Here is a 24,944-nt window from a genome sequence, read left to right as displayed (position 1 = left end):
CGGATCCTCGGCGAGCGTGACGTCACCGCGTCGCGCGCGCCGTCGCGGGGCTCTTCCGCCTGCGCTGGGCGGTCGACTGGCGCACGACCAGGCGAACCGGCAGCACCAGCGGCTGGCCGCTGGGCCGGGCGCCCTGCGCCACCGCGATGCAGTTCTGTACGCCGGTGAGGCCCATCCGGTACAGCGGCGACGCGATCGTGGTCAGCTGCGGCTCGACCAGCTCGTCGAAGATGATGTTGTCGAAGCCCACCACGCTGACGTCCTCGGGCACGCCGATGTCCAGCTTGCGCAGGCCCTTCATGATGCCGATCGCGAGCTGGTCGTTGTACGCGAGCACCGCGGTCACGTCGAGTTCGGCGAGTCGCTGCGCCGCGCTGAAACCCGCGAGGACGGTGGGCTCGTGCGGGCCGATCCGCTTCGTCTCGAGCGCGAACTCGGCCGCCGCGTCACGCAGGGCCCGCCAGCGGACCCCGTCGGACCAGCTGACCTCCGGGCCGGCGACGTAGGTGATCCGGTCGTGGCCGAGCGCCGCGAGGTGCTCCACGGCCCGGTGGATGCCACGCTCGGCGTCGTTCAGCACGCAGCTCGCCTCGGGGATGACGCGGTTCAGCAGGACGACCGCCTTCTGCTTGGCCACCATCCGCAGCGCCGAATCGGTCATCCGGGGGCTGGCGATGACGATGCCGTCCACCTGGGCCAGCTCGTGCTCGATGGTCTGCCGCTCCACCTCGGGCGACTCGTTCGTGTGGCTGAGGATCAGCTGGTAGCCGGCCTCGCGCGCGGCTTCGTACGCGCCCTTGATGATGTCGCCGTAGAACGGGTTGGTGACGTCCGCGACCACCAACCCGATCGCCTTCTGCACCGGCCGGCCAGCCGGATGCTGGCCGTCGAGGTGGCCGGAACGGTAACCGAGCCGCTCCGCGGCCAGGAACACCTTCCGCGCCGTGTCCGCGTTGACCCGCCCCGGCCGCGAGTAGGCCCTGGACACGGTGGACGCGGCCACGCCCGCCGCGCACGCGACGTCGTAGATCGTCGGACGGCGCTCCATGACACACATCGTAAGTCCACGACGGGTGGGGCAGAGACAGTTGTTGATCTCAGGTTAGCGAGGTGGCTCCTGTCGGCCGGAACCCCACCGGTCGAGTTCGTCCCGAACGGCGGCGGCACCGGCCGGCACCGCACGGCTCGCGGTGGCGGAGACGGCGTCCTGCATCTCGTCCGCCAGCCAGGCCGAACCGCCGCCGGCCGCCCGCAGCTGCGTCAAGCCCGCCCGGCCCAGCACGACGGCGGCGACGAGATAACCCCCGGTGAGTCCCGCGGTAGCCAGCCGACGGGGCAGGAAGGTCTCCAGCAGGCGCAGCGCGGTCGCCGAAGCAGCCCCGGCGCCCAGGACGAGACACCCCCCGGCGGTGGCGAGCAGCGCCAGACCGACCCCGGTCGGACGAGCCACCCGCAACAGCTGGGCGCGTACCTCCCGGACCTCGTCACGCACCACCTCGGCCACCTCCGCGGCCAGGCGCTCGGTGGGACCGAGCACTCTCGCGGATCCTCCGGACCGTCCCGCCGCCGCGTCACCCATGGGTTCCCCTCCTCGCCCACTGCGGGCGCCCGCTTACCCGAAAGCGGCACCGCCACACGTGTCCGGTGGCGTGACTACCGTGCGACGAGGGCGGCGGTGAGCGCCCGGGCCAGCCACTGCTCGTACTCGTCGGGTGACCAGCCCCGGCCGCCCACGAGCAGCTCGTAGACCTCGGGTGAGATCAGCGTCCAGACGATGTCGCGTGCCCGGTCGGGGTTGAGGTCCGCGCGCAGGCCGCCGGTTGTCGCGAGGTGGCGCACGAGAGCGTTCGCCCCGACCAGGCGCTCGCCGTTGATGGTCTCGCGGAACTGCGCCAGGTCGGGGTCGCCGCCGCTGGCGGCGCCGAGCAGCTTGGCGAGCAGCGGGCCCACGCGTTCGCCGACCCGGCGGGCGGCGAACGCGTAGCGGGCCAGCTTGTCCTGCGGGCTGGTCGCGGCCAACACGGCCTGGATCTCGGGACGGTCGATCATGGGCATGGGTTCGTCGTCGCCGGCGAGCGTGACGTCGTACACGTCCTTGATCAGCGCGGCCTTGGTGCGGAACGTCTTGTAGACGGTCTCGGCCGAGACGTTGGCGTGCGTGGCGACGTCCCGCATGGTGATGGCCGCGGGGCCGCGTTCGATGAGCAGTTCGCGGGCCGCGTCCAGGACGCGGCGGCGGGTGAGCTGCGCCTGTTCGGCGCGGCGGGTGTTGTCGTATGGGCGACGAGGCATTGCGTACCGTCCAACAGTATTGAATACTCCTCTACTGTACCTGATATTTCGAGGGAGCCATCATGCGCACCATCGACACCGACATCTGTGTTCGCTCCATGACGCTCATGGCCTCCGGCGATCTTGACGAGTTGGCCCAGGTCGTTCATCCCCAGGCGGTCAACCGCGAGGCGAAGGCCGAGCCGCCGGCCTGCCGGGAGCCGGGTCCGGCCGCGTTCGCGGCCACCGCCCGCTGGCTACGAGCCGCGTTCGCGGATCTGCGCTTCGACATCCACGACGTGGTGGCCGACGGCGACCTGGTCGCCGTGCACTGCACCATGTCGGGGCGCCAGGTCGGGCCGTTCGTGGCGTACGACGACCACGGCGAGGTCGATCAGGCGTTCCCGCCGACCGGGCGCCGGTTCGCGATCACGCAGACCCACTGGTTCCGCGTCAGGGACGACCAGGTCCTCGAGCACTGGGCCAACCGGGACGACCTCGGCCTGGCCACCCAACTCGGCTGGGTCCCGCCCACCCCGGCATTCCTGTGGCGAATGGCCCGGGCCAAGCGGCGCGCCCGCCGCCAATGAATTCCCTTCGCTCCCCCGGCACCAAGTTGTCTGCGCAGACCGCGGCGCCGGGGAGCGGGGGCGTGGGTCAGGGCAGTTGTTGAACCGTCCCGCTCCCCGAACGACTCCTGATGCTGCTCGATCAGGGCGACGGCGGCCTCGCCGCGCTTGTCGCGACGAGGCCGCCACCTGGTGGCCACGTGAGGTGGTCGTTTCGTTCGCGAATGGGCCCGTGGTTACGTCATGAGCCGTAGCGGTAGGCGCGGATGGTGGTTTGCTCGACGGTGTTTCCGGCGTCGTCGGTCGCGCTCGCTCGTAGCGAGATGAAGCCAACGCCGTTGGGGTGCATCACGTCCGCGTGGCCGGACTTGACCGGCGTGCGTTTCCAACTGGCGCCGTCGTCGTAGGAGACCTCGACGGCGAGGTTGGTGAGTCGACCGGCGGGTGAGCCTGGCTGCGGGGTGGCGAATACCGGCACCGCGACGGTGCGGTTTGCCGGTGCGGTGTTGTGGCGGTCGAGTTTCGGAGCGAAGCGGACTGTCCAGAGCGGGAGCGGCGCGCGGGTAGTGCCGTCGACGTGGCCGGAGCGGAACTCCCAGGCGATCTGTGTAGTCGTGGACAGTTCGAGCCGCGGGTCGCGGTTGGCGCGTAGCGCGAGCCGGTAGCGTGCGTCGGCGGCCGGCACGTCGAACGACTGGAAACGCGGCTGGTCTGTTTCGCCGATCTTGGCGCCGTCTCTGAACAGGGCGGCGGCGAAGGTCTCGGTCATGCTGTCCCCGGCCCGGCCGGCGCCGTCGCTGAACAGGGGTACGTCGACGAGCATCGTGTCGCCGGTACGGGTGGCACCCTCGAAGAGGAACGGCGGCGGAACGGCCGGGCCGAAGACCCCCTTGTTCCACACCTCCTGGTAGGTGCGGCCGGGTTCGTAGGTGGCGTACGAGTTGGCCGTGACACTGGTCAGGCCACCGTCGTCGGAAGCCTCCGAGAAGGCCCCCAACCAACCGTCCGGGTTGCGGCTGTAGTACTCGGTGCGCGTGAACGGTAGGTGGAACTGCATGGACGCGGGGAAAGCAGGCCCGCCGTGGACCTGCCTGATGCCGATCGAGGCGCTCGGGTTGGCGTGGGCGAAGTGGACCCGCACCCGCGCGAGGTCACGGTCGGCGACCTGTCGGTCGTAGCCGGTCACCATCCGGCCACGTTCGGAGAAGTTCAGCAGGTACGCGTAGGGACTGTCGTCGAAGGTGCCGTCCGATTTCGGCTCGGCCCACTGCCCGCCGAAGCTCACGGTGAAGTCCTGGTTGGGGACGTCGGGTCCGACGCGGGCCGTGTACAGGCCCTCGAACGTGGCCCCGAACAGAGTCGTGGCGGCGGTGTATTTCCCACGCCTGCCGACCGCTCGCATCCCCACACTTGCCGCCTGCGCGCTCGGGTGAGGCACGGTGATCGATATCGGTCGAGACAGCCGGCCGTCGAGAACGACGGTCTGCGCTCGGTCCACCTTGAGCACCGGCTGGGCGAGTAGGAGATGCTCGTCGGCAGCGCCACCGCTCCCCTTGGGGTTGGTGCTGAACGTGCTCGACGAGCTGACGAGCGTGTAAACGCCCTTGGGCACCCGCACGGTAACACTGTCGCCTTCCGCGCCGACCAGGTGCCCGGTGCCGTACGGCAGCCGGTCGCTGTCGTTCTGCCACAGCCGGGTCTCGGACACGTCCGGCGATGAGCCGGCCCGGTTCAGGTGCTGCAACGTGACGTCGTAGCTTTCGACCTCCTTGTGCACCGCAATCGGTGTCCGCACTACGAGGTCGCCGGCCGTGGCGGTGAGCCAGCCACCGGCGTACCCGTCGAGGCCCGCAGTGCGCGTGTCGGCGGTCACCGACACGGTCGCCTCACCGCCCGCCGGCACGGTGATCGATTCGGCGCTGACGGTGAACATCCCATCCGGCGAGGGGGTGTCGTCTGCGTTGAAGGTGTTCAGGCGGAGGCTGAGCGTCACATCCGCCGACCCGGCGTTGTGATAGGTCACCTCATGAGTCAGAACCGGGTCGTCGGTGTGGGGCCACAGCTGCAGACCGAAGCTGATACTCGCCGGGCTGGTGGTGACGGCCTGCCCGACCGCTCTGGCTGCGTCGACCCGCCCGGCGCCCTGACCGTACACACCGGTCCCGGGGGTGGGTCGGGCCGTGGCCATCAATGCCGCCTTGAGTTGCTGCCCCGACCATTCGGGGTGGTGCTGCGCCAGGAGCGCCGCGGCGCCCGCCACGTGCGGGGTAGCCATCGACGTTCCGGACAGCGTGGTGTGCTGCTCGCCCGGCTTGCCGGGAACCCTGGTCGCGTCCTTGCCCCGTGCTGCCGTGATGCCCACGCCGGGTGCGGTGATGTCCGGCTTCAACGCGTCCTGTGGACCGGGGCCCCGACGAGAGAAGCCCGCAAGCGCGTCAGCGTCATCGACCGCGCCGACGGTGAGGGCGGCGGGTACGGTCCCGGGCGAGGAGATCTCCCCCTCGACGATGCCACCGTCGGTGTTCCCCGCGGCGATGACGAACAGGGTGCCGTGCTGGTCGGACAGAGTCTGCACCGCCTCCTCGACCGGATCCACCACGTCCGGGTCGTCCGGACCGCTGAGGCTGAGGTTGACCACGTCGGCGTGTTGTTCCGCGGCCGCCCACGTCATCCCGGCGATGATCCACGAATCGGCGCACCCGTCGACGATGCACACCTTGCCATCCAGCAGCTTCGCTCCGGGCGCCACGCCCTTGAACGTCCCGGCCGAGGCGGCGCCCGTGCCGGCGATGGTCGCGGCGACGTGCGTGCCATGTCCCGACAGGTCGCTGCCGGGTTCAAGGTCCTCGGTGAAGTTCTGCCGGCCGACCACCTGCCCGACCAGGTCCGGGTGGGTGTCGTCGACACCCGAGTCCAGCACCGCCACGGTGCTGCCCGTCCCCGTGTATCCGGCCTGCCAGGCCGCCGGGGCGCCGATCTGCGGCACGCTCACGTCGAGGGTGGGTTTACGCAGTCCGTCCAACCACACCTTCTCCACGCCCGGACGGAGCGATCGCGCCCCCGGACTCCCCCCGGTCAGGGCGCGCCACGACGCGACCGATGTGCCCCGTGCCTGGCGTACCGCCACGCCACGGACCACCGGCAAGTCGCGCACCTCGCTCAGCCCGCTCATTGCGGCGATGCCGCGGCGCGTCGTGGTGGCCGTAGCGCCCTGGCCGCCGGTCACGATCAGGGGCAGGTGATCGGTGCGGTCGTACCCGGACTCCAGCAGTCCCGTGACATCGAACAGCCGCGGATCCAGCCGCCCGGCCGCCAACAGTGACACCGCGTCGCTCGGGACCACCCGTACCCGACTGTCGCCCTGGGTCATCGCGAAGGTGACATGCTCCCGGCCGGGCCCAGGCCTCGCCGACACGGAAGCACCGTCATCGGAGACCGTCACCTGGTCGCCGGTCACCAGCGTGACCGTCCGCACGAGGCCATGCGCCGTCGATGGTCGTGCGGAAGCCGATGGCGGAGAGGCACCCCCGGCGGCCGAAGCGGTGAGGGCGGCGCCCGCCACCAGCATGGCGGCGACCATTCCGCCGCCGACACCTCGTCTGAATCGCATACCACTCCTCATCTGCCGAAAGCCGCACCGGCCAGCACCGAGCCGGCGACCGGCGAAGGCCACCCGATAGGGACTTGATCCGCACCCGGCTCACCCGACCATTCGAGCGGGCACATTTCGGCGAACGCGGGGGCGAGCCATCTCCGTGACGCTCCTTCCACGTGCGCGTGCCGTGAAAGGTTGTCTCAAGCCCACACATTCGTGGCCGGGTCGCAGGCCCGGTCATCGCCGGCAGCCAGAACAGCGGTGCACTCCGGGCACAGCAGAAACACCCGGCCGTCCTCACGGACCCGGTACCAGGTCTGCCGGTCCTGCCGGCGCGGCGGCCGTTCTCGTCGCGGTCGCGCATCGTCGAGGTGGCGCTCGGTCCCGCGCGGAGTGGCCGGTGACGAGGTCTACGGCGCCGACCCGCGGCCGTGCCTGGGCTCAGACATGCAGGGTGGGCCGGTAGATGAGCTCTTGGATGTTGCCGTCGAGGGTCCGGCTCTCGATCAGCTCGAGGTCGAAGTCGGCCGCACCCTGGAAGATGGGGTCCAACCCGGTCTGACCGGTGATCACAGGGAAGAGCGTCACCTGGACGCGGTCGACCAGACCGGCGGCCAGCAGTGACCGGTTCAACGACAGGCTGCCGTGCGAGCGCAACGGCGCGTCGGACTCCTCCTTGAGCCGAGCGACGACGTCGACGGCGTCACCGCGCGCGACGGTGCCGTCCGGCCAGTCGAGGGGTCCTTCCAGCGTGGTCGACACCACCGTCGCCGGCAGGTTCCTCATCCGGGTGACCCATGGGTCACGCACCTCGGACTCCGCGGTGCTCGACGCCAGCATCCGCGCGAACACCCGATACGTGTTGGCCCCGAACACCATCCGCTGCTCCTCGCCGTATACGGCGAGGCGGTGGTCGAGCAGCTCGGGGCCCTGCTTGCCCCAGTAGCCGGTCCAGTTGCCGCCGGCTGCGCCGAAGCCGTCGAGGCTGGAAAAGACGTCGAAGGTGTAGGTGGCGGTCATGATGCTCTCCTCGAGTGCGGTGGATCGCCGGTCGGGGATACAGACTGGCGACCACGACGAAACTCATCGCCGTTGGACAATCCGCGTCACCTCCGCGGGCACCGGCGTTCGTGCCCTCGGGCTCAGCTTCTCAGGCGGCGGCGCAGTACGTGCCGCAGTTCGCCGGGTAGGCCCTCGAGCTCGATCAACGCGGGCAGCGACTCAGGCTCGGTCAGGTATGCGCGAAAGGCATCGCCGAAGATACCGCTGCCCATGACCTGCAACCTATCGGTCGCCGGGCGCCGCCCCGCTCGCCGTTTTCTGCCCGCGGCTCGCTGCAGGAGCGGCGTAGAGGTCTCGTCAGCCGGCGCGCGTAACCGTGCTGGAGACGCTGTGGATCAGGTCGAGCGGTTCTTCGGTCCAGTGGGAGGCGAGGACGAGCTCACGCGCCGGATCGACCCACAGCAGGTGCCGTCCGCCGTTGCCGCGGGCGCTGCGGCCGGTCGCCGGCGCCCCGGGCCACGGGATCTGCTCGTCGTTGAGCCACCATAGATAGCCGTATTCGGGTTTGACCGGGCACGGGGCCCAGGACTGGTCAATCCATTCGGTGCTCAGCAGTCGTGTGCCGCGACAGGTCCCTCGGTCAAGGAAAAGCTGCCCGATCAGGGCCAGGTCCCGGGCGGGGACGAACAGGCCCCCGCCCCAGTGCGCGCCGCCAGAGACCACCTCGACGGAGTGGCCGTCGATCTCTACGGTGCTCGTTCGGTAACCGTGCCACGACCACCGGTCGGAGGCGCCCATCGGGTCCATGACCCGCTCTCGCAGCACGTCCGGCAACGACCTGCGGAACAGAAGCGTCAGCGCGTAGGCGAGGAGGTTCATCCGTACGTCGTTGTAGGCCCACCCCTTGCCGGGGGCCGTGCCGTGCACCTCTGTTCCCTCGCGGAAGCTCTGCGCGTCAACGCTCGTCGGCTTGCCCCAGAGCTCGCCCTCCCATTGGCTCGACTGCTGCAGCAGATGACGCCACGTGATCCGCTCGTTGTGCGGCCCGTGGAACTCAGGAACGTCGACGACCTGGTGGACCGGTTGGTCCGGCACCAACAGCCCGTCGTCGAAGGCGAGGCCGGCCACGACGGACACGACCGATTTGGTAACGCTGAACGCCATCTCAGGGACGTCCGGGTCGCCCCACGCCGCGACCTCCCGATCCCCGACCCGAACAACGCCACTGGCCCCAAGTGCGGCGAGCAACGGGCCGACAACCTCTCGGTGGCTCGTGTCGGAGACCTGTGCTGCCAGGTAGGTCCCGATGTCGGCGGCATCACTCGTCCACCGGGCAGCGAACTCCCTGACGATCCGCGCCAGACCGTGCTGATCCACCGACACAAGAGTCATGTCGAGCAGTCTCCAACACGCGCTGTCATCGGCTATGACTGCCCACCTAGCGGCGCGAACGGACGTGGTCCGCGGCACGCGGAGATGGTGGTCGGCGGCGGCTTCCGGGCCACGAGGCGGGGATTGGTGTGCGACCTTGCTGGTGTTCCGCCATAGAGTCGAGATCATGGAGATCCTGCGTTACGCCGCGTTCACCGCCGATCCGGCGGGCGGCAATCCGGCCGGTGTCGTACTCGACGCCACCGGGGTCAGCGACACCGAGATGCTGCGTGTGGCGGCTAACATCGGATACTCCGAAACGGCGTTCCTCGTGCCCCGTGGCAGTGGGCGCTTCGAGGTGCGCTATTTCAGCCCGAAGGCGGAAGTGCCCTTTTGCGGTCACGCGACCATCGCGTCGGCAGCCGCCTACGCCGAGCGGCACGGACCGGGCGTCCTGCACCTCGACACCCGCGCCGGCCTGGTCGAGGTTTCCACCACCGTGCAGTCGGACGGCACGACCACCGCCACGCTGATCAGCGTCGCACCGCGGACCCGACCCATCGCGGCCAGCGACCTTACGGCACTGCTCGAGGCCCTGGGCTGGGCGCCGGGCGACCTCGACGCGACGATGCCGCCGCGAGTCGCCTTCGCCGGCGCTTGGCATCCCATCGTGGCCACCGCCAGCCGGCAGCGGCTCGCGAACCTGGACTACGACATGAACGCGCTGTCCAGGTTGATGGCCCGGCACGACTGGACCACCGTCGACCTGGTCTGCCGCGAGTCTCCGCACGTGTTCTACGCGCGTAACCCCTTCCCGCCGGGCGGCGTCGTCGAGGACCCCGCGACTGGCGCCGCGGCTGCGGCTTTCGGCGGCTACCTACGCGAACTAGGGCTGGTGACGCCGCCCGTGACCGTCACCGTGCACCAGGGCGAGGACATGGGCCGCCCGAGCGTCCTGAAGATCGGGATCCCCGCACAACCGCGAACCGGCATCGCGGTGACCGGAACCGCCGTCGCCCTCGCCCGATGACGCCGCGGAGTCTCTACCAGTCGGTTCCCCGAACTCACCGCCGCCGTGGCACCCAGAACTCGACCTCGGTGCCCTCCTGCGGACCGCTGTGGATACTCGTGCTCCCACCGATGTCGGCGACCCGACCCTGCATCGACTGAGCCACGCCCAGCCGGCCGGCACGAGCCGCGTCGGTCAGCCGTTGTGGGTCGAATCCGACACCGTCGTCGCGGACGGTCACCCGCACCGCGTCTCCTTCGTCCTCCAGCAGTACCCATGCCCGTGCGGTCGGACCTGCGTGCCGACGGACGTTGTCGAGGGCGGCCTGCACCGCGGCCGTAAGTTCGGCGGCAGCTCCTGACGGCATCACCACCGGCCCTGCGGGCGCAGAGACCTCGATCACGGGGGAGGCCAAGGCGGTGAGCGCCGCCCGTAGGTCCGCATCCCCGCCGACACGAGCCACCGCACCGCCGCCGCTAAGGAGGTTGCGCAGCGCAACCTCCTGCTCGCCGGCGAGCCTTGCCAGCTGGGAGCCAGTGTCTCCCAGTTGTGAGCCCTGCCGCTGAACCAGCGCCAACACCTGCAGAACACCGTCATGGATCGGCCGGGCCAACCGGTCCCGTTCCGCGGCCGCGGCCTCTCGGCGGATCAGCTCGGCTCGTTTACGTTCTGCCCAGCGTCCGGCGAGATGGTGTGCGACGCCCAGTCCGCCAACCGCCGCGCCCGCGACAAGAAGCAACACAGCCGACGTGGTGATGTGGAACACCGGGTTGAGGTACGACGAAACCGGTAGACCATTGTGGACGTATGTCACCCCGACCGTTTGTAGCCCACTGGCGGCGAGTACGCCGACGAGGGGACCAAGCGCGGCCGGAACCGCACCACGAGGCGCGAGCACCGGCGCGGTCGCACCGGTCACCGCGGTCCCCGCCGCGGTGGTCAGAACGAGCAACAGCAGCGCCGGAATGACGCGCTGCTGATCGGCCAATTTCTCTGGATGGCCAGTTGTGGCGGCGTGCGCGATGAACACAGCTATCGCGGCGCCCACCGCCAGCGTGCTGGCGGCTGCGGCCCGCCACCGGCTGCTGGCGGCCGCCGCGCCGATCACCGCGCCGGCGAGCGCACCCAGCCAGCGCAGCGGACCTACCGAGCCGAGCGCGGTGAACGCCAGGAGCAGCGGTGCGGCCATCGCCACGTGGGCGGTAGCGACGGTGAGCGCTCCGGCCAGCGACCACAGTCCCGCGACGGCCGCAAGGCCGGTCGCCAGCACCAGCGTGACCGTGCCGATCACCGCGACCGCCACTGACCCGTGCCGGTACAGGGCAGACCAGCTGACGCCGAGCAGCGCCGCGAGCCGCTCGGTGGTCAACAGGGACAGCGGAAACACCAGGCATACCGCCAGCCCGGCCGCGACAACCAGGCGCAACCGCTGCCACGCCCCCGGGATGGTTTCCGGTAGCCCTCCCGCGCGGCGGTCGCTGAATCGGACGACCGCGGGGATGAGCGTGGCGAGGGCCGCCACGATCATCCCCGCATGCCAGGCTGGCCGAGACGGATCCGAGTACAGCCAGCCGGGCCCGACCAGCGCAGAGCCCAGCAGACGAAACCCGGTAGCCAGTCCCGCCAGGGCCGCGCCCACCCCCGGGAAACCGTTGCTCAACAGGGTTTGGGCGCAAGCGAGTACACCTACCAAGGCCAGTGGGTACGCGGCGGACTGTGCGAGGACCAGCACCAGCGGGTACGACATGCTCGTCAGCTGCCCCCACACGTACGGCACAGCGAGCAGGCCGGCTACCGACAGCAGGTACGGCCACCAGCGCAGCAGGCACAAGCCCACCACGGTCGCCACGACGGGGATCAGGGCAACCACCCAACCCACTCCGTGGAACTCCGGCCGACCGGGCGTGGCGATGAACGGCGGTGGCCCGGCAGCGTACCCGGGCGATGTCGCCACTGTGAGTAACAGGCAGCCGCCCAGCCCGGCCAGAGCCTCCCGCCACCACAGCGGCCTCTCAATCATGGTGACGATCATGAACGATCCCCCGGGTCGGCGCGGTCCCGGCTCCGGCAACAGCGACGGTCGCCGCGGCCCCCGGATGCGGCAGCCGCTCAGGCTGCCCCTCGGGGCAGTACTCGAAGTGCCACCACTCGTTGTCGTACCTGCGGTACAAGCCGTACCGCGCGCCGTACCTCTCCAGCCAGCGAGCGCCTTCCGTGGGTCGCACGTCGAAGGCGGTGCCTGCCACGTGACGCGACTCGTGTGGCGGCAGTGTCCACCGTCGAGCGGCTGCGGCCGACCCGCTGCGCCGGACCTCCTTGACGTACAGCGCCGCTTGTGTGGCGGCGTCGCGGTAGCCGGAGGTCAGTCCGATGAGTTCCCCATGCCGCCATAACGCATGGCTGCGTGCCGCCTCGAAGGCCGCCCGGGCCGCAGGCAACAGCCCGGCCAGGTCCTCGGCCGGAAAGCGCATGGACAGAGCCCACTGGCAGGCCGCATGGCGGGCACGCCCAGGAGCCACCAGGTAGGCGACGGGCACCAGCAGAACGGCGAGCAGTCTGGTGACGGCACGATATACCTGGTCCCTGGTGCGAACGGTCGTGACAGTGTCCGTCCGATGGGTGTCGATCAAAGGCATGCCAACAAGATGTCGTCACCGACAGCCAGGGGCATGAGTCTCAGTACTCATCGCCGATGCGTACGGCACTGAGTACCCGTACTGTTCGAGCTTCCGGAGCGCTGGTGTCGCGACAGCCCCGGTTTCAAGGCGCGAAGACGATTCCTGATCTCTACGCCGTTGACGCGGATGTGGAGGAGTCCGGACGTCTGGGCGACCATGTGGATGGTTTCGATGGTCCTCCAGATCACGGTATGACGAACGGCGCGGACCCCAGATCTTCGACCGCGATCAGTCGCCCGGCGGTCTGCCGGAAGTGGGCCGCGGTCACCTGGCGAGCCGGACCGCCGCAGAAGAACTCCCGCTCGCCGAGCCGATCGCACAGGTCGCGCAGGCCGTCCTCGATCGCGGCGTAGAACTGCCCGATGGTCTGGTAGTCGTCGCCTTCCGCCGGGGCGCCGGGCGGCGCCGGTTGTTCGATCCGCAGGGACAGGTCAAGAGCGTCCGGACCGAACGGGAGCAGCGACAGTTCCAACGAGCGGTCGCCGTGTGGCAGCCGCCAGGGGTGCGGCGGCAGCACCCCCGGCGTGTCCAGCCGCGGCCGCCCCCCGACGGCGTTGAGCAGATTCGCGGCCAGCGTCAGGTGGAGCATCTCCTCCGCGAAGACGCTGCCCACCACCTCGACAGCCGCCTGGTTCTGCTCCGGATCAAGCGATTACCGCGCACACAGGTACGGCAGCAACGTCGAGTGTTCCAACTCGATCGCCCACTGCAGGTGCTCACGGAGATCGTCGAGCGAAACGATCCGCGCCGACGCACCGGGAGCAGCACAAAACCCCCGCTGGTCCAGGTCGTTCATCTGGTGTCTCACTTCGGCTGTCGATGAGGTGGATTCCGCCGGCGCCGGTCGGCGTGGTGCGGGTGTCTCAGGCACGTCCGCCCGTGGCAGGGCCGAGCGGGGCGTCACCTTCCAGCGCCTCGACCGCGCCGAGCAGGCTGCGGAGCCCCACCTCGTCGCGCTGGGCGTCGGCCGGATCGAACAGCCACTCGGTGACCGGCACGTCGGCGGCCTCCGCTGGGTGGCTCGACTCGGCCATGGCCAGTTCCGCCTCGACAAAAGACACAAGCGCGTGCATTGACTCGTTGTCTCCGATGGGCGTGCTCATCTGTCCTCCGTACGTCGGTGGGTGGATGCCGGCCGGCGCGCTACTTGCCGGAGTCGGTCCGGCCTGCCCAGTCGGCGTACCTGATCTCGCCGAGAGTCGCGCCGTCGCCCGGCACCAGCGACCGCTCGCTCAACTCGGCTCCGAAGTACCGGGCGTGCGGGTCGGTGGCCACCTCACGCGTATCGCCACAAGCAGCCAGGGCGTTCCGGAAGAACTCGTCCATCCGCAACTGCTCGGGTCCGGCGACCTCGGCCCTCCCGTTCAACGGCGACGCCACCGAGATCCGTGCGACCGCCTGGGCGACGTCGTCGCCCGCAATCGGCTGGAAGAGTACGGGGGCGAGCCTGACGGTGCCGTCGTCCGTCGACGCGGCGGCGATGCTCTGGGTGAACTCGAAGAACTGCGTCGCGTGCACGATCGAGAACGGGATCAAGGAGTTCTCGATCAGCTTTTCCTGAGCGATCTTCGCCCGGAAGTAGCCGCTGTCGGGCAACCGCTCGGTCCCCACCACCGACAGCGCGACATGGTGGCCCACGCCGGCCGCCGCCTCCGCCGCGAGCAGGTTCCGGGTGGAGGTCTCGAAGAACTCCAGCACAGCGGCGTCCTCGAAGGACGGGGAGTTTGACACGTCGATCACTACAGCTGCGCCTGCCAACGCCTCCGCAAGCCCTTCGCCGGTGAGGGTGTTGACACCGGTGTTCGGTGACGCCGCCACCACCTCATGGCCGTGCTCGCCAAGCTTCGTCACGAGCTTCGACCCGATGAGTCCGGTACCGCCGATTACCACGATCTTCATGACAGGCCTTCCTGTTGGCCGGGGCGCCGGATGACATCCGGTCGACAGCCAAGACAGGGCAGCCCTCGGCCCTGTGACAGCTCGCCGGGTACGGCTTTCACTGCGGGTTGGCCGACGCGGCTGGCGGGTCAGTGTTGTGCCGGACCCCGCTGCCGGATGGTGACGTGTTCGCTGCCGGTGCCCCGGGCCAGCCGGCGCTGCATCGACCAGGCGATCCGTTCCGCCTGGATCTTGGCCCGCTCGGCGTGCGGGCCCTCGTGCCGGTCGTCGATCGTGGCCCGCCAGAGCTGGAGCCAGCGGGCGAAGTGTTCGGGCTCGAGCGGGGCGACACGGTGCAGGTCGACGTGGAGCGCCAGGGCGTTGCGCCGGTAGCCGCCGGTGCGGAACAGCACGGTCTCCCAGAAGTCGCACATGATCGGCAGGTGCGCCGCCAGGTCCATCTTCGCGACCTCCACGAAGATGTGGCCGAGGAGGCCGTCGGCGAACGCCCGCGCGTAGAAGTCACTGATCACCAGAACCAGGTCGGCGCGGTCGGCGATGTCACGGCGCATGGGCAGCCTCCTTTTCTCCGATGGTCATCGTATATATTGGGGGCATGACCGACCAGGTGAGCTACGGCGCACTCGCCGTGCCCAGCCGACGCCGCATCCTCGAGGTGCTCCGCTCGGCTCGGACACCGCTGGACGTGGTGTCGCTGGCCGGCGAGACCGGCCTGCACCCCAACACCGTCCGTTTCCACCTGGACGTGCTCGCCGACGCCGGGTATGTGCGACGCACTCAGCGCCCCCGCGGCGGACCCGGTCGGCCCCAGGCCGTCTACGTCAGCAGCACGCCGGCGCCAGCTAGCGACCGCTACCAGTTGCTCGCGGAGATCCTCGCCGCCCACCTCGACCGACCGTCGGTCGCACCGCCGGCCGCGCTGGCGGCACAGCAGGCCGGTCGAGCCTGGCTCGCCTCAGCGCCCAGCATCCGGAGCCTCGACGCGGCGGCGCCGGACCGTTCGACGGCGGACCCGTCAACGGCGGGCGCCTCGACGCGGGACGCGGAGGCGTCGGCCGCCGGCCGGGTGGAGCGGATCGCCCGGCGGGCCACCGCCCTCTTCACCGAGCTCGGCTTTGACCCGGTCCGCGCGGGTACGCCGCAGGGGCAGCGGATCGAGCTGCGCTCCTGCCCGTTCCTCGACCTCGCGCGGCGATATCCCGGCGTCGTGTGCGAGGTCCACCGCGGTCTGCTCGGCGGCATCGCCGACCAGGTGGCACCGGACGGCGCCGTCCCGGTCGGCCTCGTGCCCTTCGCCTCCCCCGGGGTGTGCGTGGCTACCGTCTCAGCGTCGTAGGGAGGCAGTGGTGGACAGGCTACGGATCGTGGGCCAAGTCGCGATCCCCTTCATCTGGTTCGGGATGGTGGCGGCCATCTCGCTGATCGAGGCGCCGCTGAAGTTCCGCGCGCCCGGCATCACCCGGGCGCTCGGGCTCGGCATCGGACGGCTGGTGTTCAGGGCGCTCAACCTGGCGGAGCTGACGCTGCTGCTCCTGCTGACCCTGGCCCTGGTCGGGGCCTCGGCCGGGGCCGCCCGCTGGACGCTCCTCGCGGTCACCGCGGCGATGCTGCTGACGCAGGCCTTCGTCCTGCGACCCCTGCTCGACGGGCGGGCGCAGGAGATCATCGCCGGCGGGCAGCCGGCCGCCTCCCACCTGCACCTGGTCTACATCGCCCTGGAGGCGGTCAAGCTGGTCATGGTGGCGTGGCTGGGTGTCTCCCTGGTGCTGCGCCTGCGCGGATAGGTTCCGCCGACCCGCGCCTGCCGACGACCCAGGACGGGTATCGTCGCCCTGTCTGGGCCGGCTGCCGGGTGGGACTCCTGGGCTCTCGCCGTTGCGCCCGGCGTCGTTCGGTGGGACGGGCAGGTGGGCGACAGGTGCAGAAGTACAGTCTGGACGCGCTGGCCCGCGAGCACGGCGAGCGGGCCGCGGCGTCGGGCTCCGGTCGCAGCGCGGAGACCATCTTCGGCGGGCACGAGCGGACGCTCCGGCAGACGATCATCGCACTCCGCGCCGACGTCGAGCTGAGCGAGCACGAGAACCCGGGGCAGGCCTCGATGCTGGTGCTGCGCGGACGGGTCGAGCTGTTCGGCTCCGCGGCGAGTTGGACCGGACGCCAGGGTGACCTGCTCATCGTGCCGCAGGAGCGGCACCGCCTGGTCGCCCACGAGGACGCCGTGGTGCTGCTCACGGTGGCCAAGCTCGGGTAGCGCTTCCGGCTGGGCCGGCAGCTGCCGGACGCGCGCCGCCCACGCTGCCGTCCGTCGCGCTGCCGCCGTGCGGTCGTCTCGTCAGCCCTCGCCGCCGGTCGTTGAGAGCTGAGATGCCTGTTGGACCGCTTTGACCGACGCTGGGAGATCAGTCTGAGGATTGTTCACCCGGGCGACCATCGTTCGTCGCCAGGTGCAGCCTGTGCGTGTACATGATCCCGACAGACTCGGCGCCGTTTGCAACATCTGCGCTGCCTGGAGTGTGTTCGTTGGCTGTTCACAGCATTCGCGCGCTGGTGGCGTTCGCCGTCGCCGGTGGCGTGGCCGGGTCGATGGTGTGCCCGCCCATTCGGGCTTCGGCGCACCCGTTCGGCGATCCGCAGACGGTGGTCATCGCGATCGACGAGCAGCGGCCCGATGTCGTCGTCGTGAAGTGGCGGGTCGGCGGGCCGGATGACCTGACCGCGCTCGGCGTCGCCCTCGGCGTGCTGCCCCCGGACCGGGCCCGAGCCGACGGCACCGTCGACTACCGGTACACCGATCCCGGTGTCGTCGGAGCGTCCGAGCGATTCACCCGGTATCTCCTGGAACGGATCACCGTCACCGACGGCGCGCGGGCGTGCACCGGCACGGTTGAGCCAGTTCGGGCGCTGGATCTCAAAGGCGCCGTCGTCGACTACGCGTGCCCTGGCCCGGTCGCCAAGGCGACCGTCGCGGTGCGGATGCTCACCGATCTCAATCCTGCCTATCGGACGATGGCCACCGGCCCGACCGGGCAGCGCGCCGTGTACGAGGGCGCCGACGACACTCATGCCTGGACCCTGGTCGGCGGGCCGCCAGTGGCCGGCGCCAGTCTGGGCCGCAGCGCGATCACGCAACTCGCTGCGGTGATCGGTGGGGTTCTGCTCGTGCTGGTGGGGTGTGTCATCGCAGCGCGCCGCCTGCACCGGGCCCGTCGAACCGCCCCGAGCAGCAGAGAGCGGCGGGTGGCGGCATGAACGGGTTGGCCTTGTCGACCACCTCGGTCTCGGACCGGCTGCAGGACCTCATCAACACGCCAGGCGTGCCGGCGGTGGCGTTTCTGCTCGCGTTCCTGGCCGGCGCCGGCCACGCCCTCGCTCCGGGCCATGGTAAGACTCTCGCCGCGGCGTACCTCGCGGGCTCGCGGGGGCGCATCCGCGACGCGGCCTGGCTCGGCGGGTCCGTCGCGGCGATGCACACCGTCTCGGTGCTGGTGATCGGTGTCGCGTGGACGTTTCTGTCGCTGTCCGACATCGTCCGGATGGAACAGCTCACCACGTGGCTACAGATCGCCGCTGGCGCACTCGTCCTTGGCACCGGTGTGTGGATGCTGCGCCGTCACCTGCGCGGCCACCACAATCACAGCCACAGCCACAGCCACAGCCACGACCACGCGCACGGACACGATCACGGTCATGAGCACGGTGAGCACGGGAGGCGGCCTGGTCTGCTCCTGCTGGGTATCTCCGGTGGCCTGACGCCATCTCCTGCCGCGTTTCTCGTGCTGGCCACCGGGCTGTTCCTCGGCCGTGCCGGCTTCGCGTTGCTGCTGGTGCTGACCTTCGGTCTCGGTATGGCCGTCGTACTCTTTGCCGTCGGTGTCCTCGCTGTCGCCGGCAGTTCCCTCGTCATCCGCAACGCCCGGTCGCATGCCACGCTGCGGCTGGCCAGCCGGGTGACCCCGGTCCTGGCCGCCGGTGGCATCACCCTGTTCGGCGCCGTGCTGGTCGGCATCGCATCGGTACATCTCGCCGCTGTCAGTTAGCTACCGGAGTTCGCCTTCGAGGCGGCTACCGCCCCGGATCGCGAGGGTGGCGGCTTCCACAACCTGCTTCATCTGCCGCAGGAACGGCGGGTCTCACGACGTGTCGCGTCGGCCCGTCCGCGCGCGGTCAAGAAATGAGCGCCCCGGCTGCGTGGATCATCGCGGTGCCGGGGCGCTCATCGCGGTCGGGTTGTCGACGCCCGCCGCCTGAAAGCGTGAGCCACGGCCAAGCAACACCCGCTTCCCTCCAGCCATAATCAGGTAGTTGCAATGTGTTGGCAACAAGGGCCGCGGGGGTGAGGAGTTGCGCTTCGGCGTCAGTTCGGTGAACGGCGAGGAGCTGCGCGGACTGGAGGGCCGGCTGCATCCGGTCTACCGGCAGTGTTTCGCTGGATCGCCGTGGAACGAGTCGACGGAGGAGCTGGACGGATATCCGTCCAAGCTTGCCCGGCAGTCGGGGTATCCCGGCGCCTACGGACTGGTGGCCACCGGCGGCGTCGAGGTGGCCGGCGTGATCTACGGCTGGCCCGCGCCGGCCGTGCTGCCCGCGGCGACCGAGTTCGACCTCGCCGTGCGCGAGGCGGCGTCGGCGGAGGTGGCTGCCCTGCTGATCGCCCCGGCCGTCGTCGTCGCCGAGTTGATGGTCGCGCCCGCGTTCCGGCGGCGCGGGGTGGCCCGCACACGGCTCAGGCGGTTCGTGGCTCGTGCGCCGCGCGCATGGTTGGCCACGCATCCCGAGTCTGACGCGGTCGCGCTGTACGAGGCCGAGGGCTGGCTGCGCCGGTTTGGCTTCGTGATCGGCGACCATCCGCTGATCGTGTATACCAAGGAGACGGGACCCGCGGTGGGCTGACGACTAGAGTCCCTGGCCTCACGTCCCTCGGCTGCGCTCCTCCTTGAGCGGGTACGGGATGAAGGTGCTCCGGTTCTCGTCCAGGTCGAGCTGACGGCTGATCGACGGGGCCGCCCGCTGTGGGCAGGTCATCCGTTCGCAGGTCTTGCAGCCGGGGCCGATCGGTGTTGCGGCCTCTGCCGCGTGCAGGTCCATGCCGGCGGAGTAGATCAGCCGGCCGGCGTGCCGGGTCTCGCAACCGAGGCCTATGGCGTAGACCTTTCCGGGCTGGTTGTAGCCGCCGTGGTGGCGGGTGGCGGTGCGGGCGATCCACAGGTAGCGCTGCCCGTCAGGCATCGCGGCGACCTGCACGACCACCCGGCTGGGCGCGCTGAATGCCTCATAGACGTTCCACAGCGGACATGTGCCGCCGGTGTGGGAGAACGGGAAGCCGGTGGCGGACTGACGTTTGGACACGTTGCCGGCTCGGTCGACCCGGACGAAGGAGAACGGCACACCACGGGCGCGAGGACGTTGCAGGGTGCTGAGTCGGTGGCACACCGTCTCCCAGCCCATCGCGAAATGTTGGGTGAGCAGATCGATGTCGTACCGGCGTTGCTCGGCGGCGGTCAGGAACTGCTCGTAGGGCAGAATCAGCGCGGCGGCAAAGTAGTTGGCCAGCCCGACCCGGGTGAGGATCTGGGTCTGGACATCGTCGAACCGCTCGTCCTCCACGATCTCGTCGATCACGTCGGCGAACTCCAGCAGCGCAATCTGCGCCGCCATCCGCATGGCCTCCTGCCCGGCGCGCAGCGACGTCGACAGGTGCAGCGTGCGGGTCTGCAGGCGATAGCGGTGCAGTTCGTCGCCCAGCGCTCCGGCGTCGTCGCGTCGGACGACCACGCCGTGCCGCTGGAGGAGCCGGTCTTCCAGTGCGGCGCGGACCTCGCCGCGGCGGAGTCCGATGACCGCGGCCAGCCGTTCCGCGGCCTCGTCCAGGTCCGGTACGTAGTTCTGCCGCCGATAGAAAAACTCGGTCACCTGGTCGTGCGGGCTGCGGCCCATCGTCTCGCGGTCGCCCAGAAGCTCAGCGAGCTGCTCGTCCGCCTGCCGGTACCGGCGGTGCAGGTCGATCACGGCCTCGGCAACCTCGGGCAGCCGGGTGGCGAGTTCGGTGAGATCGGCGACGCCCGCCCGCCCGGGCAGCGCCTCCCGTAACCCGGCGACCAACCGCGGCGTATCGCGCGGAGCGAAGACGGTCGGATCGACGCCGAACACCTCGGTGATGCGCATGAGCACCGGAACGGTCAGCGGCCGCGAGTCGTGTTCGATCTGGTTGAGGTAGCTGGGCGAGATGTTCAGCAGCCGGGCCAGGTGCGACTGGCTGAGAGCACGGTCCTCGCGCATCCGGCGCAGCCGGGCACCGGCGAACGTCTTGACGATCGCCCTCACCTCCCACTGGTCGTTCCGCCCGTCGGGAAGACCATTTGCAGGCTGCAAATATAGCCCTTCGCAACTTCGCAAAACGGTGCCGGAAATTCCCAGATATTGGCTCTTTCCGTGCCTCGACCCGCTGCCGGCGCCGTGTGACCGTTGGCGACACACCGGACCGGCATCACGTTGGCGCCGCCACAGGCATGTGCGGTTGCCGGCGTCATCGACTTCGAGGGGACGACATCGTGCGGAACACCGTTGAGCAGTTGCGTACCGAGTGGGAAACCAGTCCGCGGTGGCGGGGAGTGCGGCGCAGCTACCGGGCGGAGGACGTGGTGCGCCTGCGCGGGGCGATCCAGGAGGAACACACCCTGGCCCGGCACGGGGCGGAGCGGCTGTGGCGGCTGCTGCACAGTGAGGACTACATCCACGCGCTGGGCGCGCTCACGGGTAACCAGGCCGTGCAGATGGTCCGGGCCGGCCTCAAGGCGATCTACCTCTCCGGCTGGCAGGTGGCCGCCGACGCCAACCTCGCCGGGCACACCTACCCCGACCAGAGCCTCTACCCGGCGAACTCGGTGCCGGCGGTGGTGCGCCGGATCAACAACGCGCTGCTACGCGCCGCCCAGATCACCGCGGCCGAGGGCGACAGCAGCGGTACCGACTGGCTGGCGCCGATCGTCGCCGACGCCGAGGCCGGCTTCGGCGGGCCGCTCAACGCGTACGAGCTGATGACCGCGATGATCGCGGCCGGCGCGGCGGGGGTGCACTGGGAGGACCAACTGGCCGCGGAGAAGAAATGCGGCCACCTCGGTGGGAAGGTGCTCGTCCCCACCGGCCAGCACATCCGTACCCTCGAGGCGGCGCGGCTCGCCGCCGACGTCGCCGGAGTCCCGTCGGTCGTCATCGCCCGCACCGACGCGCAGGCCGCCACACTGCTCACCACTGACGTGGACGAGCGGGACCGGCCGTTCGTCACCGGCGAGCGGACCGCCGAGGGGTTCTACCGGGTCCGCAACGGCGTCGACCCGTGCATCGCGCGGGGCCTGGCCTACGCCCCGCACGCCGACCTGCTCTGGATGGAGACCAGCACCCCGGACCTGGAGGTCGCGCGCCGGTTCGCCGAGGCGATCAAGGAGCAGTACCCGGACCAGTTGCTCGCCTACAACTGCTCGCCGTCGTTCAACTGGCGCAAGCACCTCGACGATGCGTCCATCGCCAAGTTCCAGCGGGAACTCGGCCACATGGGGTACCGGTTCCAGTTCATCACCCTGGCCGGCTTCCACGCTCTCAACTACTCGATGTTCGACCTGGCCCGCGGGTATGCCAGCGACGGAATGTCCGCCTACGTGGCGCTGCAGGAGCGCGAGTTCGCCGCCGAGTCCGCCGGCTACACCGCCGTCAAGCACCAGCGCGAGGTCGGCACCGGATACTTCGACTTGATCAGCACCGTGCTCAACCCGGCCGCCGAGACCACCGCCCTGCGCGGCTCCACGGAGGAGGAGCAGTTCGCATGAGATACGAGGTGATCGGCCCGATGGCCGAACGGTTCGACGAGGTGCTCACCGCCGAGGCGCTGCAGTTCCTGGTCGCACTGGACAGCGAGTTCGCCGCCCGCCGGGTCGCCCTCCTGGATACCCGACGGGCCCGCCGGGATCGGTACGCTGCCGGCGAGTTGCCCGACTTCCTGCCGGAGACCGCCGCGATCCGCGCCGACCCCAGCTGGCGGGTGGCGCCACCTGCCCCTGGCCTGCTCGACCGGCGGGTCGAGATCACCGGACCCACCGATCGCAAGATGACCGTCAACGCGCTCAACTCCGGGGCGAAGGTGTGGCTCGCCGACTTCGAGGATGCCACCGCCCCCACCTGGCACAACGTCATCGCCGGGCAGCTCAACCTGATCAACGCGCTGGACCGGCGGATCGACTTCACCGACGCGCGCGGCAAACGGTACGCCCTCGGCGACCAGCTGGCGACGATCGTGGTCCGCCCACGCGGCTGGCACCTGGTGGAGAAGGGCATCGCCGTGGACGGACGGCCGATCTCCGCCAGCCTGGTCGACTTCGGGCTCTACCTGTTCCACTGCGCCCGCCGGCAGCTCGACATCGGCGCCGGCCCGTACTTCTACCTGGCCAAGCTGGAGAGCCAACGCGAGGCGCGGCTGTGGAACGACATCTTCGTGTTCGCCCAGCGCTACCTGGGACTACCGCAGGGCACCATCCGGGCGACCACGCTGGTCGAGACCATCACCGCCGCGTTCGAGATGGAAGAGATCCTGTACGAGCTGCGCGAGCACTCGGCGGGGCTGAACGCCGGGCGATGGGACTACATCTTCAGCGTGATCAAGAACTTCGGGCATTGGCCGGACTTCGTCCTGCCGGACCGGTCTGAGATCACCATGACGGTGCCGTTCATGCGCGCCTACACCGAGCTGCTCGTACGCACCTGTCATCGACGCGGAGCGCACGCCATCGGGGGGATGGCCGCGTACATCCCCAGCCGGGACCCGAAGGCCAACGAGGTGGCCCTCGGCCGAGTGCGGGCGGACAAGCAGCGAGAGGCAGGCGACGGGTTCGACGGCTCCTGGGTGGCCCACCCGGGCCTGGTGGACGCCTGTCGGGAGGAGTTCGACGCGGTGCTGGGCGAGCGCCCGAATCAGCTCGACCGGCTCCGGGACGACGTCAGCGTCACCGCCGTCGACCTGCTCGCCGTCGACAAGACGCCGGGTCAGGCGACCGCAGCGGGGTTACGGGCCAACATCGCGGTCGCGCTGCGCTACATCGACGCCTGGCTCGGCGGTGTCGGCGCGGTGGCGCTGTGGAACCTGATGGAGGACGCGGCGACCGCCGAGATCGCGCGCTGCCAGGTCTGGCAGTGGCTGCATCACGGCACTCCGCTGGCCGACGGCGGGCGTGTCACCGACGACCTGGTTCGGTCGATCCTCGCGGAGGAGCTTGCCGCCCTGGCCGCGGAGCGCGACGGCAGCGACCGGGACCGCGCCGAGCAGGCCGCGCGGATCGTCGAGGACACCGCGCTCGGCGAGAACCTACCGGCGTTCTTCACCACCGCCGCGTACGCCCGGCATCTCGGTCCGGACCGGATACCCGCCATGCCGGTCGGCTGACAGAGGACGTCACCGTGCCGGAGCCGGGGACCTCGGGTCCTCCCGGCTCCGGCCGGGGCGTGCCCGTCGGAGTCCCGAGGCCAAGAGGGCACCGCGCGGACGGTGAACGGGTGGCAGGAGGATCGGCGCCGCGCCAGCCGGCGGCCTGGTGCGTCGACCCGCCGTGGATCGTGGCTCCAGGATGGGAGCCGGTGTTGGTTCGCGCGGGCCCGATCGGCCCGGGCGTCGTAAGAGGGAACCCGGTGTGAATCCGGGACTGCCCCGCAGCGGTGAGTGGGAACGACCGCCGTCACACGCACTGGACGCCACGCCGGGTCCGGGAAGCGACGGCCACTAGGAGACCGGATTCGTCCGGTGGCGCCCGCGAGTCCGAAGACCTGCCCACGCCGCGTGTGCAGTCGCATGCGCGCCGACGGCCTCGCGGGAGGGCCCAGGGCGAGGCGGGTGCATCTCCGGCCCTGCCTCCACCTTCCCGAGCCGGGATCGCCGAACCGGGAAGGAATTGCACGGCACATGACGTCCTCGACCACTCCGGGCTATGGATTCGCCGACGCGTGGCACTCCGCGGCAAGTGTGGACCCGGACGACGCCCGGCCGGCGGATGACGAGGACGTGATGCGGGAACTCGCCTCGTACATCGGCCCATCTCCTACGTCGCGGGTGCCCCGGTGCTGGAAAACCTGCATCGGTTCGCCATCTTCACGCTCTTGACCTCAACCGCGGGATGGGACACCGGCCGCGCCATCACCAACACCGTGGCGATCCTCGTGGTCGGTCCGGCCGTCCTGGCCACGCTGCGACGGGCCTCGCGGAAGGCCTCGTACGGGATCGCGGCGACGTTCTCCAGTCCCAGGCCGCGCGGTCACGAGCGATCGCCTGCCGCCAGCCGGCCAATGCCGGTCGAGCGCGAGCCGTCCCAGGTCGAGGCGGAACGCCTACGGGGCGCCGGCTCCTTCGAGGAAGGGACCGCCCCGACAAGTCCCGCGACATCAGATGCGTGAGGCGGCTCACGGGCCGTCTGGCGCCGAGAGCAAGCATCAAACGGCGGCGGTGACGAACGGTCGAGCGGTGGTTGCGCGCTCACCTGAGGCGAGATCTGCGTGACCCTCCGCTGCGACACGCC

24 protein-coding genes, 2 pseudogenes and 1 riboswitch are annotated in these 24,944 nt (G+C 70.2%); of the genes and pseudogenes, 11 read left to right on the top strand and 15 right to left on the bottom strand.

What is annotated here, in order from left to right:
* Nucleotides 1-22: 22 nt before the first annotated feature.
* The 3 genes from O7603_RS32335 to O7603_RS32325 all read right to left on the bottom strand — a co-directional run bounded on the left by O7603_RS32335 (nt 23) and on the right by O7603_RS32325 (nt 2,292).
* Nucleotides 23-1,048, bottom strand: coding sequence for a LacI family DNA-binding transcriptional regulator (locus tag O7603_RS32335; RefSeq protein ID WP_281573493.1), 1,026 nt, complete (start codon nt 1,046-1,048; stop codon nt 23-25).
* 54 nt (nt 1,049-1,102) lie between these two features.
* Nucleotides 1,103-1,537 (bottom strand): phage holin family protein, encoded by a 435-nt coding sequence (locus O7603_RS32330; protein WP_281573492.1) that lies wholly within the window; start codon nt 1,535-1,537, stop codon nt 1,103-1,105.
* A 116-nt stretch (nt 1,538-1,653) separates the two neighbouring features.
* The gene (locus tag O7603_RS32325; protein ID WP_281573491.1) at nt 1,654-2,292 is read right to left on the bottom strand and encodes a TetR/AcrR family transcriptional regulator; all 639 of its coding nucleotides are present in this window, start codon (nt 2,290-2,292) and stop codon (nt 1,654-1,656) included.
* Between the two features lie 62 nt (nt 2,293-2,354).
* Between O7603_RS32325 and O7603_RS32320 the strand changes: the two genes are divergently transcribed.
* Nucleotides 2,355-2,861, top strand: a complete 507-nt coding sequence (locus tag O7603_RS32320) for an ester cyclase (protein ID WP_281573490.1) — start codon at nt 2,355-2,357, stop codon at nt 2,859-2,861.
* Nucleotides 2,862-3,081: 220 nt separating this feature from the next.
* Here O7603_RS32320 and O7603_RS32315 read toward each other — a convergent pair whose 3' ends face one another.
* The 4 genes from O7603_RS32315 to O7603_RS32300 form a co-directional block, all read right to left on the bottom strand.
* Nucleotides 3,082-6,255: a S8 family serine peptidase gene (locus O7603_RS32315; RefSeq protein WP_281573489.1), complete on the bottom strand. Its 3,174-nt coding sequence runs from the start codon at nt 6,253-6,255 to the stop codon at nt 3,082-3,084.
* 621 nt (nt 6,256-6,876) lie between these two features.
* Nucleotides 6,877-7,455 carry a dihydrofolate reductase family protein gene (locus tag O7603_RS32310; RefSeq protein WP_281573488.1) on the bottom strand — a complete coding sequence of 193 codons (579 nt, stop codon included), beginning with the start codon at nt 7,453-7,455 and terminating at the stop codon, nt 6,877-6,879.
* A 122-nt stretch (nt 7,456-7,577) separates the two neighbouring features.
* Entirely contained in the window at nt 7,578-7,709 is a 132-nt protein-coding gene (locus O7603_RS32305; protein ID WP_281573487.1) for a hypothetical protein, read from the bottom strand.
* Nucleotides 7,710-7,794: 85 nt separating this feature from the next.
* A complete protein-coding gene (locus O7603_RS32300; RefSeq protein WP_281573486.1) occupies nt 7,795-8,829 on the bottom strand; it encodes a serine hydrolase in 1,035 nt (344 codons plus the stop codon).
* 166 nt (nt 8,830-8,995) lie between these two features.
* Here O7603_RS32300 and O7603_RS32295 point away from each other — a divergent pair, with 166 nt between their 5' ends.
* Entirely contained in the window at nt 8,996-9,838 is an 843-nt protein-coding gene (locus O7603_RS32295) for a PhzF family phenazine biosynthesis isomerase (protein WP_281576904.1), read from the top strand.
* A gap of 34 nt (nt 9,839-9,872) precedes the next feature.
* On the opposite strand, the gene O7603_RS32290 is transcribed toward O7603_RS32295, so the two are convergent.
* The 7 genes and pseudogenes from O7603_RS32290 to O7603_RS32260 form a co-directional block, all read right to left on the bottom strand.
* Nucleotides 9,873-11,849: an ATP-binding protein gene (locus tag O7603_RS32290; protein WP_281573485.1), complete on the bottom strand. Its 1,977-nt coding sequence runs from the start codon at nt 11,847-11,849 to the stop codon at nt 9,873-9,875.
* Nucleotides 11,830-12,453 carry a D,D-peptidase/D,D-carboxypeptidase VanY-N gene (vanY-N, locus tag O7603_RS32285; RefSeq protein ID WP_281573484.1) on the bottom strand — a complete coding sequence of 208 codons (624 nt, stop codon included), beginning with the start codon at nt 12,451-12,453 and terminating at the stop codon, nt 11,830-11,832. Before vanY-N ends, O7603_RS32290 begins: the two co-directional genes overlap by 20 nt.
* A gap of 226 nt (nt 12,454-12,679) precedes the next feature.
* Nucleotides 12,680-13,135 (bottom strand): annotated as a pseudogene (locus tag O7603_RS32280) (ferritin-like protein); the annotation flags it as partial.
* Between the two features lie 12 nt (nt 13,136-13,147).
* Nucleotides 13,148-13,291, bottom strand: coding sequence for a hypothetical protein (locus O7603_RS32275; protein ID WP_281573483.1), 144 nt, complete (start codon nt 13,289-13,291; stop codon nt 13,148-13,150).
* Nucleotides 13,292-13,358: 67 nt separating this feature from the next.
* Complete coding sequence (locus O7603_RS32270) at nt 13,359-13,598, bottom strand: hypothetical protein (protein ID WP_281573482.1); 240 nt, start codon at nt 13,596-13,598, stop codon at nt 13,359-13,361.
* A gap of 40 nt (nt 13,599-13,638) precedes the next feature.
* Nucleotides 13,639-14,394, bottom strand: a complete 756-nt coding sequence (locus O7603_RS32265) for an SDR family oxidoreductase (RefSeq protein ID WP_281573481.1) — start codon at nt 14,392-14,394, stop codon at nt 13,639-13,641.
* A gap of 128 nt (nt 14,395-14,522) precedes the next feature.
* The gene (locus O7603_RS32260; RefSeq protein WP_281573480.1) at nt 14,523-14,945 is read right to left on the bottom strand and encodes a group III truncated hemoglobin; all 423 of its coding nucleotides are present in this window, start codon (nt 14,943-14,945) and stop codon (nt 14,523-14,525) included.
* A gap of 44 nt (nt 14,946-14,989) precedes the next feature.
* Here O7603_RS32260 and O7603_RS32255 point away from each other — a divergent pair, with 44 nt between their 5' ends.
* From O7603_RS32255 to O7603_RS32230, 6 genes are all read left to right on the top strand, one after another.
* Entirely contained in the window at nt 14,990-15,730 is a 741-nt protein-coding gene (locus tag O7603_RS32255; RefSeq protein ID WP_281573479.1) for a helix-turn-helix domain-containing protein, read from the top strand.
* A 10-nt stretch (nt 15,731-15,740) separates the two neighbouring features.
* Entirely contained in the window at nt 15,741-16,178 is a 438-nt protein-coding gene (locus O7603_RS32250; RefSeq protein WP_281573478.1) for a hypothetical protein, read from the top strand.
* A 134-nt stretch (nt 16,179-16,312) separates the two neighbouring features.
* A complete protein-coding gene (locus O7603_RS32245; RefSeq protein WP_281573477.1) occupies nt 16,313-16,645 on the top strand; it encodes a cupin domain-containing protein in 333 nt (110 codons plus the stop codon).
* 212 nt (nt 16,646-16,857) lie between these two features.
* Nucleotides 16,858-17,643, top strand: a complete 786-nt coding sequence (locus O7603_RS32240; protein ID WP_281573476.1) for a hypothetical protein — start codon at nt 16,858-16,860, stop codon at nt 17,641-17,643.
* Nucleotides 17,640-18,431 carry a cobalt transporter gene (locus tag O7603_RS32235; RefSeq protein ID WP_281573475.1) on the top strand — a complete coding sequence of 264 codons (792 nt, stop codon included), beginning with the start codon at nt 17,640-17,642 and terminating at the stop codon, nt 18,429-18,431. Before O7603_RS32240 ends, O7603_RS32235 begins: the two co-directional genes overlap by 4 nt.
* A 304-nt stretch (nt 18,432-18,735) precedes the next feature.
* The gene (locus O7603_RS32230; protein WP_281573474.1) at nt 18,736-19,284 is read left to right on the top strand and encodes a hypothetical protein; all 549 of its coding nucleotides are present in this window, start codon (nt 18,736-18,738) and stop codon (nt 19,282-19,284) included.
* An 18-nt stretch (nt 19,285-19,302) separates the two neighbouring features.
* Here O7603_RS32230 and O7603_RS32225 read toward each other — a convergent pair whose 3' ends face one another.
* The gene (locus O7603_RS32225; RefSeq protein ID WP_281573473.1) at nt 19,303-20,715 is read right to left on the bottom strand and encodes a short-chain fatty acyl-CoA regulator family protein; all 1,413 of its coding nucleotides are present in this window, start codon (nt 20,713-20,715) and stop codon (nt 19,303-19,305) included.
* Nucleotides 20,716-20,942: 227 nt separating this feature from the next.
* Between O7603_RS32225 and aceA the strand changes: the two genes are divergently transcribed.
* The 3 genes and pseudogenes from aceA to O7603_RS32210 form a co-directional block, all read left to right on the top strand.
* Nucleotides 20,943-22,214 carry an isocitrate lyase gene (gene aceA, locus O7603_RS32220; protein ID WP_281573472.1) on the top strand — a complete coding sequence of 424 codons (1,272 nt, stop codon included), beginning with the start codon at nt 20,943-20,945 and terminating at the stop codon, nt 22,212-22,214.
* On the top strand, nt 22,211-23,821 hold the full coding sequence (gene aceB / locus O7603_RS32215; protein WP_281573471.1) for a malate synthase A: 1,611 nt from the start codon (nt 22,211-22,213) through the stop codon (nt 23,819-23,821). Before aceA ends, aceB begins: the two co-directional genes overlap by 4 nt.
* A gap of 178 nt (nt 23,822-23,999) precedes the next feature.
* Nucleotides 24,000-24,221: riboswitch (cobalamin riboswitch) on the top strand.
* A 247-nt stretch (nt 24,222-24,468) separates the two neighbouring features.
* Nucleotides 24,469-24,822: pseudogene (locus O7603_RS32210) on the top strand (hypothetical protein); the annotation flags it as partial.
* Nucleotides 24,823-24,944: the final 122 nt, after the last annotated feature.

This window comes from Micromonospora sp. WMMD812 (genome assembly GCF_027497215.1).
Taxonomy (GTDB): domain Bacteria; phylum Actinomycetota; class Actinomycetes; order Mycobacteriales; family Micromonosporaceae; genus Micromonospora.
This window is presented reverse-complemented; position numbering and strand designations above follow the sequence as displayed.